Here is a 14,714-nt window from a genome sequence, read left to right as displayed (position 1 = left end):
AAAGTATTAAAACCGGAACGTTTTGCTGAACGATGGCAGGATGGGAAACAGCGACACCTGCCGGTAGCTGAGCTGGTCGCTGCCTGCTGCACGCCCCAGGTAAATGAAGTAGGGATTGTGCCGGTTGTAGGCGTTGTACACGCTGAAACTGTTCACCACTTCGCCCCAGCGCTTCTTTTTGGTGTGGCTCAGGTCGAGGTCGAGGCGGTGGTAGGCGGCCATGCGGTAGCTGTTGCGGGTGCCGTAGTCCTCAATCGACGAGCCATACGGCCCCAGCGAATAGCGGCCCTGCGAGAGCGTCACGGCATTGCCGCTGCCGTACACGAACGTGCCCGACAGCGTGAGCGTGGGGCTGAATTCGTGGATGACGACCAGCTTGAAATCGTGCCGCCGGTCGTACTTGTAAGGGTAGAGCTGGCCCTGGTTCAGCTCCGGGAAGCGGCGGTTGCTCCAGGCCAGGGTATAGCCAATCCAGCCGGTGGTGCGGCCGCTTTTCTTTTGCAGAAACAGCTCGGCCCCGTAGGCCCAGCCCTGCCCGCTGGTGATTTTGCTTTCGTAATTGTCGTCGGTAGTACCAATAAAATCAGCCCCTTCCCTGAACTCAATCAGGTTCTGCATGGGCTTGTAGTAGGTTTCCACGCTGAACTCAAAGTCCTCGTCGTGGAGGCGCAGGCTGCGGGCCGCGCCCAGACTGAACTGCTGGGCTTTCTGGGGCAGGATATTGGCCGTGGCGGGCACCCACAGGTCGGTAGGCAGGCCGATACCGCTGTTGGTGAGCAGGTGCACGTACTGCGTGGTGCGGGCGTAAGCGGCTTTCAGGGCCCAGTCCTCGGTGAGCAGGAAGCGGGCCGACAGGCGCGGCTCGACGCTGGGATACAACTTCTTATCCACCAGAAAGCTGTTCACGCGCAGGCCCACGTTCACCTTCAGGCGGTCGGTCAGCTTCACGTCGTCTTCGGCGTAAAGGCTGGCCTCGTTGGCCCCGATGTTGCGGCCAGTGGCCTTATTCTCGGCGGGGTCGGTGCTACCCTCGGTTTGCAGCGCGCCGGGCCGGAACTGGTGCCGGATGTACTGCCCGCCGAAGCGCACATAATGGTTGGGGTTGGGCACGTAGTCGAAATCCGACTTCACGCTGATGTCCTGGATATTAGACAGGTAATTTAGCGCGTACTTATCGGTGCTGACCCGGCCGTTGCTGTCCGTGTACCGGTCCTCCTGCGTCGTCCCCACGTCGAACTGGTAGCGCGTGTAGGTGAGGTGGGTGTTCATGAACAACCGGTCGTTCACGATGTGGTTCCAGCGCAGGGCCGCGATGCGGTTGCCCCAGCCCAGGGCGCTGTTCTGGCGGTTGTAGTCGCCGTTGTCGCGCTTGCCCTCGTCGTTGGCGTAAAACTCGTCGTAGCCCAGGTAGCCGCTTAGGTAGAGGCGGTCGCGCGGGCTCAGTTTCCAGTTCAGCTTGCCGTTGAGGTCGTAGAAGTAGTAGCCGGCCACCAATCCGTCGGCGTTGGCTTTGATGAGCGGCCGGGCCAGAATATCGATGTAGGTGCGGCGGGCCGAGAAAATGAACGAGGCCGTGTCCTTCTTAATGGGCCCTTCCAGCGTGAAGCGCGAGGCAATGAGGCCGATGGCGCCCTCGCCGTGCAGCTTCTCCATGTTGCCCTCCTTCATTGTGATATCCACCACCGACGACAGTCGTCCGCCGTAACGCGCCGGAAACCCGCCCTTAATCAGCTCCACATTTTTGATGGCGTCGGCGTTGAATATCGAGAAGAAACCGAACAGGTGCGAGGCGTTGTAGATGGGCGTGCCGTCGAGCAGCAGCAGGTTCTGGTCGGGCGAGCCGCCGCGCACGTAGAGGCCGCTGCTGCCCTCGCCGCCAGCCTGCACGCCGGGCAGCAGCTGGAGCACCTTCAGCACGTCGGTTTCGCCGAAGAGCGCGGGCAGCAGCTTTATCTGGTTCACCGGGATGTTGATGGTACCCATGCGCGTGCTTTCGGCAATTTTCTCCTCCTTACTGCCCACCACTTCCACCCCCGCCAGCTCGGCCGAGGACGGTTTCAGGCGGAAATCATGGGTAAAACTGCGCTCGGCTTTGCGGGCCAGCCGCAGCTTCTCGTAGCCCAGCGCCGACACCAGCAGCCGCACCGAATCGGAGCTGGCGGCCAGCGTGAGGGAGTAGAAGCCGAAGGTGTTGGTGGTGGTGCCCTGGCCGCTGGCGGGGTGCACCACGGCCACGCCGGGCAGGCTTTCACCAGTAGCGCCATCGCGCACATATCCACTGATGGTGAAGCGGTTATTTTGTTGCGCGTGGGCGGTAGCGGACCCCAACAACGCCACGCTGCCCACGGCAGCCAGGCGGAAAAGTGGATTCATATCGCAGTAAAAAGGTGGAAAGAAACCAGCCCCTGCGGGCCGAACGAAGTGCTGCCCAAACGGCATTCGGGCATTTTTATTGGCGAAGGTGAGTGTTGGGTGAAGAGCAAAAACTGGCCACTAGGGTTGCCTGGGGCGGCCCAGATTTTTTGAATTTTAAAGGATGTAAAAAGGACCGTCCTGCTGAGCGCCGCCGAAGCATCTCTACCCAAGCGGTGGAGATGCTTCGGCGGCGCTCAGCAGGACGGTCCTTTTGCTCAGGCCAGCCCCAAAGGCTGACTACCTATTTCTTCCGGTAGCCCGCGTTCAAATAAGCCAGCACGGGCGTGGTGATGTCGAGGTTTTTCTCGCCGTAGGCGATGGTGCCGCTGGGCGCGGCAATGAGAATCAGCTTGTAGCCGTGGGCTTTGCCGTAGGCTTCCACCTTCTTGTTCACGCTTTCGAGCACGGTCTGAGTGAGCTTGGCTTCTTCCTGCTGGGCCTGCTGCTGCAGCATCTGCTGCTGCTGGGCCACCTGCTGCTGCTGCTCCTGGAGCTTCTGCTCGGTGGCGGCGCGCTGCTCGGCCGTGAGGGTGGCGGCCTGCTTCTGGTAGGCTTCTACGTTGGCTTTGAAGCCAGCCAGCATGGTTTGGTTCTGCTTTTCCCAGCCGCGGGCTTTGCTCTCGAAGGCGCGGCGGGCGTCCTTCATGCCCTGGTAGCCGTCCAGCATTTTGCCCGACTCCACGTAGGCCAGCTTGCCCGAGAAATCGCCGGTCATGTCCTGCACGGGGGCGGCGGCCGCAGCGGGCTCGGTGGTCGCTTCGGTGGTAGCGGCAGCGGCCGTCGTGTCGGCGGCGGGCTCGGGAGAGGCCATTACGGCTGTGCTGCTGTCGGTAGCAATGGCGGGCGCTACGGGCTTGTGGTTGAAATGCAGGAAATACAAGCCGGCCACGGCCAGCGCCAGCACGATGTTAATGGTAAGCTGAAGAGGGTTTTTCATTGAAAACGACTGATAAGGAAAGGACAAAAGTAGGGTAGACCGGGAGAAGGTAGAGAACAAAGCAGAACGTCATGCCGAGCGCAGCGAAGCATCTTGCCCGCAGTAAGTAAACCAATTGAATGAATTAGTGGTGGCGGGCAAGATGCTTCGCTGCGCTCGGCATGACGTTTTCTCACCCCATCCAAGCACATGCGTCCCCCTACGTCGGCACGGCAATGTGCAGCAGGGCATCGCCCTGGTTCACCACGGGCATGTAGTTCAGCCCGATTACATACCCGCTCAGGGGAGACTCCAGCCGCACCGACTGCGCACCATAGGGGTCAGCGATGGAGCCATAAATCTGGCCCTTTTCGATAAACTGCCCGTTCTCGACATGCGCCCGGAACAGCCCCGCGAACCGTGCCCGCAGCCACGTGTGCCGCCGGCAGATGATGCCCGGCCGGGCCGGCGCGGGCGCTTCACCCCCCATGCCCAGGTGGTGCAACACCCGGAGCGTGCCCGCCACGGCTTCTTCAATGCCGGGCTCGTCGAGCCGCAGGCTCTCGCCGGTTTCGTACACGATGATGCGCTTGCCCAGCTCCTGCGCGGCCTCGCGCAACGAGCCCCCCCGCAGCCCCGCGTGCAGCGTGAAGGGCGCCCCGAACGCCGCCGCCATAGCATCTACTTCAGGGTCGATGCCCAGCAGGGCACGCACCTGCGGGTAATTGGACCGCGCAGCCCCGCCCGTGTGGAAATCGATGCCGTAGTCAATCAGGGGCATGATTTCGCGCATGAAGCGGTGGGCCACGCGCCCGGCCAGCGACCCGCGCGGAAACCCGGGGAACGAGCGGTTCACGTCCTTGCCATCGGGCACGTCGCGGCTAAAATTCAGAAACCCGTAGATGTTGAGAATGGGGATGGCGATGACCGTGCCCCGCAGCGGCGTAAGCAGCTCGCGCCGCACCAGCCGCCGGATGGTTTCAATGCCGTTCACCTCGTCGCCGTGCATGCCGCCCATGAGCAGCAGCGTGGGGCCGGGCTCCACGGCGCGCAGCACGTGCACCGGTACGTCAATCACCGTGCCCGAAGGCAGCTTGGAAATGACCAGCCGCGTGAGTACCCGCTCGCCGGGCAAGATGGTGAGGCCGTTGAGGTTGATGGCGTTGGGAACGATGGGAGGCATAAGCAGGAAAGCAGAATAAAGGCACGTCATGCCGAGCGCAGCGAAGCATTTTTACCGCCACCACTAACCTGTAACGATGAAGTTAGTGACTGCGGTAAAGATGCTTCGCTGCGCTCGGCATGACGTTCCTTACCGCTCTTTTTCGCCCTGCCTCCCCTACTTGCCTGTGGGCACGTCCGATTGCGCGTCTACGGCTTGAGAAGACCCTTTTTTGGCTTTGGGTTTCTCTTTTTTCTTTGCCGCGAGAGTGGCCGTGTATTCGATGATGCGGCCGGCGATGTCCTGCTTGGTGGCTTTTTCGATGCCTTCCAGGCCGGGCGAGGAGTTGACTTCGAGCACCAGCGGGCCGCGCTTGCTTTGCAGCATATCCACGCCGGCCACGCCCAGGCCGAGGGCTTTGGTGGCCAATAAAGCGGCGGCTTTTTCGGCGCGGGTGAGCTTAACGAGCGTGCCCGAGCCGCCCCGGTGCAGGTTCGAGCGGAACTCGCCCTCCTTGCCCTGGCGCTTCATGGCCCCCACTACTTCGCCATCCACCACGAAGGCGCGGAGGTCGGCCCCCTTGCTTTCGGCGATAAACTCCTGCACGATAATGCGGGCCTTGAGGTTGTGAAATGCCTCAATGACCGACTGCGCGGCTTTGGCCGACTCGGCCAGCACCACGCCCAGGCCCTGGGTGCCTTCGAGGAGCTTGATGATGACCGGGGCGCCGCCCACCTGGTTTATCATGGCGGGCACGTCTTCAGAGTAGTTGGTGAAGGCCGTTTTGGGCATGCCCACGCCGGCGCGGCTCAGGATTTGCATCGAGCGGAGCTTGTCGCGCGAGCGCACAATGGCCTGGCTATCCACGGCGGTGCGCACTTTCATCATCTCAAACTGCCGCACCACGGCCGTGCCGTAGAACGTGACCGAGGCCCCGATGCGGGGAATAATGGCATCGAACCCTTCCAGCGGCTGGCCGTGGTAGAGGATGCCGGGCTTCCCTTTTTCCAGCACAATGTTGCACTGCAGATGGTCGATGACCACGGCTTCGTGGCCCTGCGCGGCGGCAGCCTCCACCAGCCGTTGGGTGGAGTAGGATTTGGGCTCACGCGAGAGAATGGCCAGTTTCATCGTGGAGGATTGAGGGGAGTGGAGAAGCGGGGCAACAAAAGGGGCGGTGGGTGCCGCGCCCCAAAATTAATCAGGGACGGGCGCGCCGGGCGGCACGGGCCAATGATTTGTAGGAAAGGTTGCGCTTGGCCACATCCACCACAAACCGCCCTTGCCGCAACAGGCTGCGCCCCAGTAGTACGGGATACTTCATGTCGGAGCGGTCAGAAAGCGAAAAATCGGCTTCAAAATCTTCGCCGTAGAGCTGCACCACCGCCCGGATGACGTAGCGCTCCTGCACCTCGCCGTTGCTGGAGCGGATGTCGCGCAGGGCAAACTGCGTGAAGGCCAGCGGCCGGCCGTCGGCCCCCTCGTGGCCGGGGTCGAGCAGGTTCACCACCAGCACGGGCGGCCGGCCGGTGGGGTTTTCAATGTGAATATTGGAGCAGTGAATGGCGCTGGTGTAGGCGCCGGTGTCCACCTTGGCCTCGACGCCGCCCAGGGCGAAGGCCGGAAAATCAACCAGCTCGCGGCGGCCGAGGGTGCGCTTAACAGGTCGGTTCATGCAGTGAAGGGGCAGGCAGGGTGGTCGAGTCGGCGTCGCGCAAGCCCAAAGAACGTCATGCTCATTTGGCGTCCGCGGAGTCGAAGCATCTCTACTGCAATAGTAAACCTAATCCATTAGATTACTCTCGCGATAGAGATGCTTCGACCCCACGGACGCCAAATGAGCATGACATACTGCCTGTAATTACGTAGCCTAGCGGTACTTGTCCAGCGGGTCGGGGCGGCCCTGCTCGCCGGTCAGGCGCTCGTATTCACGCTGGGCGCGCTGCTCATAGCTGAAGCCGCCGTAGGCCGCTACGCCGCGCGCAATCAGCCCGATGCCCCAGAAGGCAGTGACCCACAGCGGCCAGGGAATCTCGGAGTGGTGCGAATGGTGCGGCGAGGTGAGAGCCCAGATAACCCACAGCATCCCGTTCACCGAAAGGTACGACAGCAAGTGCGCTTGGAATTTGGCGCGGGCTTTGGCCTTTTGCCACAGGTAGGGGTCGCGGTTCAGGGGTTCCATGAGCTTGGGGATGAGGTTGGTTTGAATTGATGATTTAAAGGTAGTCGATGGGCGAACCCGCGCGCAAGCACAGGTTGCCGAACGGTTGGGAAAGGCTTCCCAAGCGTCGAAAGCGGGGGCTGAGCTGTGGACCGCCTTACCAAAACCGCATCACAAGCCGCTGCTGACGCGTACCGCATTTATCGCATCCTTTCGCTTTCCATTACACCCATTTCCACATGTCCGCCTCTCCCCTTTCCGCCCGCATCCAACTCGTGCAGGGCGACATCACCCGCCAGCCGGTTTCGGCCATCGTGAACGCAGCCAATTCCAGCCTGCTCGGTGGCGGCGGGGTCGATGGAGCCATTCACCGCGCCGGCGGGCCGGCCATTCTGGAAGCGTGCCGCACCATCCGGGCCCGGCAGGGCGGCTGCAAAACCGGCGAGGCCGTCGTCACCACCGGCGGGCGGCTACCGGCGGGGCACGTCATTCACACCGTGGGCCCGGTCTGGAACGGCGGGCACAAGGGCGAACCCGAATTACTGGCCAACTGCTACCGCAACAGCCTGCGCCTGGCCGAAGAAAATCAGTTCGCCAGCGTGGCCTTCCCCGGCATCAGCACCGGCATCTACGGCTACCCCAAGCCGGAGGCTGCTACCGTGGCTGTGCGCGAAGTACGGCAGTGGCTGGCGGCGCACGAGTGGCCACAGACGGTGGTTTTCGTGGTGTTTGATGAGGAAAACCGGCAGCTGTATGAGCAGGCGCTGGCGGGGTAGTTACGCCGGCTCGCCCACGCCTTCTACCCGCTCGGCCACTTGCTTCATCAGCCACAGCGGCGTGCTGGTGGCCCCGCAGATACCCACGGACTGCGCGCCCACCAGCCATTCTTCATCGATTTCGGTTTCGTTTTCGATGAAATAGCTGCGCGGGTTCACGGCATTCACCACCGAGAACAGGGCCTTGCCATTGGAGCTTTTGCGGCCGCTCACGAAGAGCACCACGTCGTATTCGGCAGCGAATTTGGCCAGGGCCGGTTCGCGGTTGCTCACCTGCCGACAGATGCTGTCGTTGGCATCGAAGCTGTCGAGCGAGCCCCCGGCGGCCTGAATGCGGGCTTCCATCAGCGCCTTCATTTTGTAGAAGCCGGCCGTGCTTTTGGTGGTCTGGCTGAACAGCGTGACGGGACGCGCGAAGTCAATCTGGTCGAGGTCGGCCTCGTTCATCACGATGACGGCGCGGTTGCCGGTCTGGCCCGTGAGGCCGGCCACTTCGGCGTGGCCCGGCTGGCCGTAAATCACAATCTGGCCGTCCTGGCGCTGGCTCAGGTCGAAGGCATGCTTCACCCGGTTTTGCAGCTTGAGCACCACCGGGCAGCTGGCGTCAATCAGCTCCAGGTTGTTTTGCAGGGCCAATTGGTACGTTTCCGGCGGCTCGCCGTGAGCCCGAATGAGGACTTTACAGTCGTGCAGCTGGCTGAGCTGCTCGCGGTCGATGATGCGCAGGCCCTGTTTGTGCAGGCGCTCCACTTCCATGCTGTTGTGCACGATATCGCCGAGGCAATAGAGTGTTTTTTCGTTCGCCAGCTCGTCCTCAGCCATTTGGATGGCGAATTCAACGCCGAAGCAATAGCCGGAATTTTTATCAATCGTGACCTTCATGCTGTGCCTTTAACATCACTGCGGCGGCGAGGAGTTCGCCGGGGACAAAGGTACGGCGGACAGGCGGTGTAAGGTGTTGGTCGAGGTTATCGCCTAATCCCAACCCGCCGCGAACAGCGCCGACGACACCCTATCCAGCACAAAATCCACCTGCTCGGTGATGGTGATGTGCGTGGTGTCGAGCAGCACGGCATCGGCGGCGCGGCGCAGGGGACTTTCGGCGCGGGTCGAGTCGAGGTAATCGCGCTTGCGCAGGTTCTCGATGATGTCTTCCAACGGCACGTGTTCGCCTTTTTCAGCCAGCTCGTCCTGGCGGCGGCGGGCGCGCAACTCCACTTCGGCGGTCATAAAGATTTTCACTTCCGCGTCGGGAAAAACGGTGGTACCGATGTCGCGGCCGTCCATCACCACGCCGCGCTTGCGGCCCATTTGCTGCTGCTGGGCCACCATGGCGTGCCGCACCATCGGGATGACCGACACCTCGCTCACGGAGTTGGAAATCCGCATCTGGCGAATGTCGTCTTCCCGGTTCACACCGTTCAGAAACAGCTCGTTGCGGCCCGTGCGGCGATGGCGACGGAAGCTGATGCTGATGTCGCGCAGGGCCTGCTCGATGCGGGCCAGGTCGCCGAAGTCGATGCCCTGCTCCAGCAGGTACAGCGTGACGCCGCGGTACATGGCCCCGGTGTCGACGTAGGCGTAGTGCAGCAGGTTCGCAACGGCTTTGGCGGTGGTGCTTTTACCGCAGGAAGAGTAGCCGTCAATGGCGATAACGAGTTGTTTCATAACGACGCGGCGGCCATTGGCCCCGCAAGATTACGAAATCCAAGCCTTACGAGCGGCGGGCGGGGTCTTCAAGCGCTGTGGAATAGAGGCAAAAAATGCCGCGACCGAGGCGCTTTCTCCCTCATTCAGTTGCGCATCGACCAAATAAAAGGGATTAAAAAAAAATCGGCCGCCCAGCCCCACGCCGGTCGTGCCGTCCTTGCCGGTGCCCCATTCGCCCCGGTACACCTCCACCAGGCACTGCCCCAGGAAGCAGCCCAGCGCCATCACCACGCCCGGCCGCTCGGCCGCTCCCAGATTGCCGCGCTGCGCCTGGATAAAATTATCCAGATGGGCCACGCTTTCAGCGTCAAAGGCCTTTAGTTTCAGTTGCTGCCGCACCTGCTCGGCGGCAGCATTAATCGAATCGAGGGGGGATGGCGTGGGTTCAGACATAAGGCAAAGTAAACCAGAAACGGCTGTCCGGGGTTATTTGCGGGCCTGCAACAGGGCTTCGCGGCGGTGCGCTGCGTAGGTTGTCAGCAACTGGGGGGCCTCCCGGCGCGTGGCCAGTTGGCCGGCGCGCAGTTGGGCGCAAACAGCCGGGTCGTCGGCCAGCAGGGTCAGCATGAGTTGGCTGTAGCGGCGCGTTTTGACGGGCAGCTCCTGCGTTTGGCCCGCGTGGCGCAGCAGCATGGTCTGGGTGGCGCGAGGGAAAACAAATAAATCCAGCAGCGCCCCGAAAAAAGAATTGCTGAAGGCATCAGCTGGAGCTTCATTGGTGGCCGACAATGCGCCCGCCGACGACACCACTGGCCCATTGGGCACCGCTGGCGCGTTGAGCGCCCGCAGGGTTTCGGGCGTGGGGGCTTGGTAGACCAGCACCTCATAGCCCGCGTCGCGGTACAGGCGCTGGGCGTAGCCGGCGGGCACAAGCTGGTGGCCCTTGCGCCGCACAAAGGCCGGCACCGTTACGAACGTATCGCCCCGCACTACGTAGGCTGGCACTTCGTTGGGCAGGAACAAGGCGTATTCGGGCAGGTTTTCGGGGCGCAGGCGCACGCGGTCGGGCATGTCGGGACCAAATATTTCGGCCGGGTGCCAGCTGCCGTCGGGCAGGCGGTAGGTGCCGGGGTGGCCGCCGGTGGCGTAGCGCGGTGCGGGCGTGAGGGGGTAGTCGTGCGGCTGGCTGGTGGAGGGCGTGCTGGGGGCGGCCGGGTAGCGCCGGGGCACCTGCGCCTGGGCAGTAGCGCCCGTCAGCAGCAATAGGGCAGCAATGCAGAATGAAAAGGGTTTCATGCCAACGAGAGCCAACCAAGTCGCCAATGGTTGCCTAGTGCCCGCAGGGGCACGGCACCGATTTGCCGCCGCTGTGGTGCCGGTACCAGGAGGTTTTTTTCTGTTGGGCGGTGCGGCGGGCACAGCCGCCCTCGGCCAGCAACAGCGGCAGCACGAGCAGCAAAAGGGCAAGGTTCTTTTTCACCAGAAGCGGTTTTTTGTCAAATATAAGGTTCTTTGCCGATGCAAAACCGGCAGTGGCCCGGTTTGCATTTCGCCCTAGCCCCTTCCCATGACTGTTGATTTCTCGCTCACGGCCAACGTCGTTGACATCTTTGCCCGTTCCATTCAGCCCGCCGTTATTCAGATTGAAGGGGGCCGTATCGCCGCCATCGCGCCCATTGCCGACGCCGAGGCCGACCCTGCCCTGCCCTACGTGCTGCCCGGCTTTGTTGATGCCCACGTGCACGTCGAAAGCTCGCTGCTGGTACCTACCGAGTTTGCCCGCCTGGCCGTGACGCACGGCACGGTGGCCACCGTGAGCGACCCGCACGAAATCGGCAATGTGCTGGGCGTGGCCGGCGTGGAGTTCATGCTGGAAAATGCGGCGCATTCGCCGTTCAAGTTCTGCTTTGGCGCGCCCAGCTGCGTGCCGGCCACGCCGTTTGAAACGGCCGGCGCCGAAATCACGGCCGCCGATATTGCCAGGCTGTTTGAAAACCCGAAAATCGGCTACCTGGCCGAGATGATGAACTGGCCCGGCGTGCTGCACCGCGACGCCGACGTGATGGCCAAAATTGCCCTGGCCCACGCCGCCGGCCGCCCCGTGGACGGCCACGCCCCCGGCCTGCGCGCCGCCGACGCGGCCCACTACGCCAGCGCCGGCATCAGCACCGACCACGAGTGCTTCACCGCCGCCGAGGCCCGCGACAAGCTGGCCGTAGGCATGAAAATCCTCATTCGGGAAGGTTCGGCAGCTCGCAACTTCGACGCCCTCATCGAGCTGATGCCCGAGCACTACCACCACCTCATGTTCTGCTCCGACGACAAGCACCCGGATACGCTCGTGCTGGGCCACATCAACCAGTTGGTGCAGCGCGCCGTGGCCCTCGGCAACGACGTATTCAACGTGCTGCGCGTAGCCTGCGTCAATCCCGTGAAGCACTACCACCTGCCCGTGGGCCTGCTGGGCGAAGGAGACCCTGCCGACTTCATCGTGGTGAAGGACCTGCGTGATTTTGAGGTGCTGCAAACCTACCTCAACGGCGAACTAGTAGCCGAAAACGGCCAGTCGCTGCTGCCGGCCGCGCCCATTGCGGTGGTCAACAATTTCCACGCCCAGCCAGTCACGGCCGCCGATTTCCAGTTGCCCGCACCCGCCACCGAGCGGCCCACGCTTCGCGTCATCGAATGCTTCGACGGCCAACTCATCACCGCCCGCGTGGATGTGCCGGCCACGGTTGAAAACGGTCTGGTAGTGCCCGATGTGGCCGCGGATGTACTTAAACTGGCCGTTATCAACCGCTACCAGCCGCACATAGCGCCAGCCGTGGCCTTCATCCAGGGCTTCGGGCTGAAGTACGGCGCGCTCGCCAGCAGCGTGGGCCACGACTCGCACAACATCACCGCCGTGGGCTGCGACGACGAAAGCCTGGCCCGCGCCGTGAACCTGGTTATCGCGGCCAAAGGCGGCCTGGCCGCCGTGGGGGCCGATGGTCAGGAAATCCTGGTGCCGCTGCCCGTAGCCGGCCTCATGTCGGACCAGGCGGGCACGGCCGTGGCCAGCGCCTACGCCGCCGTCGATGCGCTTTCTAAGCAGATGGGTTCGCCACTAGGCGCGCCTTTTATGACGCTTTCGTTCATGGCGCTGCTTGTCATTCCCAGCCTCAAGCTGAGCGACAAAGGCCTTTTCGATGGCCAGCAATTCGCGTTTGTGGATGCGGTAGCGTAACTAAGGCAATTTCTGGCGTCGTTTCTGCGTAGGGTGCGGGGGCATGCCTCCTAGGTACGCCCCCGCACCCTACGCTGTTCGTTATGAAACCGCTGCCTTCTTTGTTTTCCTCACGTTTCTTCGGCTGGGTTCTGCCGCTGCTGATGCTGTTGGTCCAGCCCGCCGTTGCTCAGAAGTACCGCACGGTCGCCGGCATCCGCAGCGACGGCACCAACTACGGTGTTACGATTCAGCAGCTCATTCTACCCAAAACCACCATTGAAGGCCTGGGCATGTTTGCGCCCCGTGAGCGCAGCGCCACGGTACTGGCCGAGCGCCACTTCGGCATCCTCGGCCCCAGCCTGAACTATTATTTCGGCGCGGGCGGCCACTACGGCAACAACCGCGACACCGGCAACTTCTGGGGATTCGACGGTCTGGTGGGCGTCGAATACAAAATCGCCTTCATTCCTTTTGTTGTTTCCTTCGATTTCAAGCCCACTATTGAATACGGCTCGGCCGACTGGAATCGATTTCCGACGGCGGTTTCGGTGCGGTATGTTTTCCTCAAAAAGAAGAAAACCGGGATTTTTCGGGCGCTGGATGGGCTGTAAATAAAAAGTCCCGGCACTGCACAGTGCCGGGACTTTTTATTGCCGGGTCTGTTACACCAGGACGCTGGTCGCTGAGAACCGGACGGATTGCTTCGCTGCGCCGCAATGACAGACGGGGCTAGTTACTGAAACCGCTTTTCCAGCAGCTTGCGCATCTTTTCCTCGGTGAGGGGCTTGGTGAGGTACTCCACGTTGGGGTACTGCGCCACGCGGGCGGTATCGGCCCCGTGCATCGACGTGGTGAGTACGGCCATCACCGTTTGGTCCTGCACGGGTTTGGGCAAGGCATTGTAAAGCTCCAGGAATTCGAAGCCGGACACGCCCGGCATTTTCAGGTCTACGAACACGAGGTCGGGCGCGGGCACGCTGCTCCCGGCGGTGTTATCGCCCCAGAGCTGTTCGAAAGCCTCGTCGGCCCGCGAAAACGTGCTGACGCGGTCGGCTACCGCCAGCCGGCCCAGCAGCCGGTTGTTGAGAAAGCTCGTGGTTTCGTTATCGTCAACGAGTACAATGTGATTCAAATTAGTAGACATATTGTAGTGCTAATAAACAAGCTTTTACGAAGATACCAACCCGGACGTGCCCCCGCAATGGGCCGGCATATTTATAGCCAGCCCTGGGCGCGCATCCAGTCATCGTTATAGATTTTGCCGAGGTAGCGCGTGCCGTGGTCGGGCAGGATGATGACCATCGTATCGCCTTCTTTCAGGTGCTCGCGGGCGTACTCCAGGGCTCCGAAAACGGCCGAGCCGCAACTCCAGCCCACAAACAGGCCTTCCTCCTTGGCCAGGCGGCGCGTCATCACGGCGGCGTCCTGGTCGGTTACTTTAATGAACAAATCGATGACATCGAAGTCCACATTTTTGGGCAGAATATCTTCGCCGATGCCCTCGGTTTTGTAGGGGTAAATTTCGTTCTCGTCGAAGATGCCCGTTTCCTTGTATTTTTTGAACACCGAGCCGTAGGTGTCGAGGCCCAGCGTGAAGATGTCCGGGTTCTGCTCCTTCAGGTACTTGCTCACGCCGCAGATGGTGCCCCCCGTGCCCACGCCGGCCGCCCAGTGCGTGATTTTGCCCTCGGTTTGCTCCCAGATTTCGGGACCCGTGGTATCGTAGTGCGCGGCGGCGTTCGAGAGGTTGTCGTACTGGTTGGGGTAGAAGGAATTGGGCGTTTCCTGGTTCAGACGGCGGGCCACCGAGTAGTAGCTGCGCGGGTCTTCCGGCGCTACGTCGACGGGACACACCACCACTTCGGCCCCCACGGCGCGCAGAATGTCCTGCTTTTCCTTGCTCTGCTTGTCGCTCATCACGAAGATGGTTTTGTAGCCTTTGGCAATGGCGGCCAGCGCCAGGCCCATGCCGGTGTTGCCGCTGGTGCCCTCAATGATGGTGCCGCCGGGCTTGAGGATGCCGGCCTTTTCAGCATCTTCAATCATGCGGATGGCCATGCGGTCTTTCACCGAATTGCCGGGGTTGAAGTACTCGACTTTGGCCAGCACGGTGCCTTTTATCCCGTCGGTTACTTTGTTGAGCTTGACGAGGGGCGTGTGGCCAACGGCCTCAATGACGTGGTTGAAATACATCGAAAAATGATGGGTGGGGTAATGGGATGTGAGGGTACAAAGGTAAGGATTTCGGCGGCGGGGCGGGACTGTCGCGCCTGTGCTGCGGAAAAGGGTGTCGTACTCAACATGACGTTCTGAGTGCCCTGCGCATGACGTTCAACCGATTGCATAACTTCTGCCTTGCCCTAGCCCCAAAATCCCCTACTTTTGCACCACCGTTGCCCGTCCGGGCTTCCCTCCCCCACTCCATC

General features: G+C 61.9%; 15 protein-coding genes and 1 pseudogene. 3 read left to right on the top strand and 13 right to left on the bottom strand.

All coding sequences use genetic code 11. The features are described 5' to 3' along the window. Window positions 1–6 precede the first annotated feature (6 nt). The 6 genes from ACYU7Q_RS13500 to ACYU7Q_RS13475 form a co-directional block, all read right to left on the bottom strand. Window positions 7–2,373, bottom strand: coding sequence for a TonB-dependent receptor (locus ACYU7Q_RS13500; RefSeq protein ID WP_460609963.1), 2,367 nt, complete (start codon window positions 2,371–2,373; stop codon window positions 7–9). Between the two features lie 283 nt (window positions 2,374–2,656). Next, window positions 2,657–3,352 carry an OmpH/Skp family outer membrane protein gene (locus ACYU7Q_RS13495; RefSeq protein ID WP_460609962.1) on the bottom strand — a complete coding sequence of 232 codons (696 nt, stop codon included), beginning with the start codon at window positions 3,350–3,352 and terminating at the stop codon, window positions 2,657–2,659. Window positions 3,353–3,551: 199 nt separating this feature from the next. Beyond that, a complete protein-coding gene (locus tag ACYU7Q_RS13490) occupies window positions 3,552–4,514 on the bottom strand; it encodes a succinylglutamate desuccinylase/aspartoacylase family protein (RefSeq protein ID WP_460609961.1) in 963 nt (320 codons plus the stop codon). A 156-nt stretch (window positions 4,515–4,670) separates the two neighbouring features. Beyond that, the gene (gene rimK, locus ACYU7Q_RS13485) at window positions 4,671–5,624 is read right to left on the bottom strand and encodes a 30S ribosomal protein S6--L-glutamate ligase (protein WP_460609960.1); all 954 of its coding nucleotides are present in this window, start codon (window positions 5,622–5,624) and stop codon (window positions 4,671–4,673) included. Window positions 5,625–5,694: 70 nt separating this feature from the next. Further along, window positions 5,695–6,168: an ATP-dependent zinc protease family protein gene (locus ACYU7Q_RS13480; protein ID WP_460609959.1), complete on the bottom strand. Its 474-nt coding sequence runs from the start codon at window positions 6,166–6,168 to the stop codon at window positions 5,695–5,697. A gap of 195 nt (window positions 6,169–6,363) precedes the next feature. Beyond that, window positions 6,364–6,675 carry a 2TM domain-containing protein gene (locus ACYU7Q_RS13475; RefSeq protein WP_460609958.1) on the bottom strand — a complete coding sequence of 104 codons (312 nt, stop codon included), beginning with the start codon at window positions 6,673–6,675 and terminating at the stop codon, window positions 6,364–6,366. 218 nt (window positions 6,676–6,893) lie between these two features. Here ACYU7Q_RS13475 and ACYU7Q_RS13470 point away from each other — a divergent pair, with 218 nt between their 5' ends. Continuing rightward, window positions 6,894–7,430 carry a macro domain-containing protein gene (locus tag ACYU7Q_RS13470; protein WP_460609957.1) on the top strand — a complete coding sequence of 179 codons (537 nt, stop codon included), beginning with the start codon at window positions 6,894–6,896 and terminating at the stop codon, window positions 7,428–7,430. Here ACYU7Q_RS13470 and ACYU7Q_RS13465 read toward each other — a convergent pair whose 3' ends face one another. From ACYU7Q_RS13465 to ACYU7Q_RS13445, 5 genes are all read right to left on the bottom strand, one after another. Further along, entirely contained in the window at window positions 7,431–8,312 is an 882-nt protein-coding gene (locus ACYU7Q_RS13465) for a 4-hydroxy-3-methylbut-2-enyl diphosphate reductase (RefSeq protein ID WP_460609956.1), read from the bottom strand. Window positions 8,313–8,405: 93 nt separating this feature from the next. Further along, entirely contained in the window at window positions 8,406–9,098 is a 693-nt protein-coding gene (cmk, locus tag ACYU7Q_RS13460) for a (d)CMP kinase (protein ID WP_460609955.1), read from the bottom strand. 30 nt (window positions 9,099–9,128) lie between these two features. Further along, a complete protein-coding gene (locus ACYU7Q_RS13455) occupies window positions 9,129–9,533 on the bottom strand; it encodes a hypothetical protein (RefSeq protein ID WP_460609954.1) in 405 nt (134 codons plus the stop codon). A gap of 33 nt (window positions 9,534–9,566) precedes the next feature. Further along, the gene (locus ACYU7Q_RS13450; protein WP_460609953.1) at window positions 9,567–10,376 is read right to left on the bottom strand and encodes a hypothetical protein; all 810 of its coding nucleotides are present in this window, start codon (window positions 10,374–10,376) and stop codon (window positions 9,567–9,569) included. A gap of 34 nt (window positions 10,377–10,410) precedes the next feature. Further along, on the bottom strand, window positions 10,411–10,560 hold the full coding sequence (locus tag ACYU7Q_RS13445) for a hypothetical protein (protein WP_198074644.1): 150 nt from the start codon (window positions 10,558–10,560) through the stop codon (window positions 10,411–10,413). Window positions 10,561–10,647: 87 nt separating this feature from the next. Here ACYU7Q_RS13445 and ade point away from each other — a divergent pair, with 87 nt between their 5' ends. Both ade and ACYU7Q_RS13435 read left to right on the top strand, forming a co-directional pair. Next, window positions 10,648–12,306, top strand: coding sequence for an adenine deaminase (gene ade, locus ACYU7Q_RS13440; protein WP_460609952.1), 1,659 nt, complete (start codon window positions 10,648–10,650; stop codon window positions 12,304–12,306). Window positions 12,307–12,389: 83 nt separating this feature from the next. Then, the gene (locus ACYU7Q_RS13435; RefSeq protein WP_460609951.1) at window positions 12,390–12,899 is read left to right on the top strand and encodes a hypothetical protein; all 510 of its coding nucleotides are present in this window, start codon (window positions 12,390–12,392) and stop codon (window positions 12,897–12,899) included. Window positions 12,900–13,021: 122 nt separating this feature from the next. On the opposite strand, the gene ACYU7Q_RS13430 is transcribed toward ACYU7Q_RS13435, so the two are convergent. Together ACYU7Q_RS13430 and ACYU7Q_RS13425 are read right to left on the bottom strand one after the other, a co-directional pair. Continuing rightward, window positions 13,022–13,420 carry a response regulator gene (locus tag ACYU7Q_RS13430; protein ID WP_460609950.1) on the bottom strand — a complete coding sequence of 133 codons (399 nt, stop codon included), beginning with the start codon at window positions 13,418–13,420 and terminating at the stop codon, window positions 13,022–13,024. An 86-nt stretch (window positions 13,421–13,506) separates the two neighbouring features. Then, a pseudogene (locus tag ACYU7Q_RS13425) lies at window positions 13,507–14,481 on the bottom strand (PLP-dependent cysteine synthase family protein); the annotation flags it as partial. Window positions 14,482–14,714: the final 233 nt, after the last annotated feature.

The organism is Hymenobacter terrigena, from assembly GCF_054776515.1.
The sequence above is the reverse complement of the archived record's forward strand: the minus strand, read 5'-3'. Positions and strand labels throughout refer to the sequence as shown.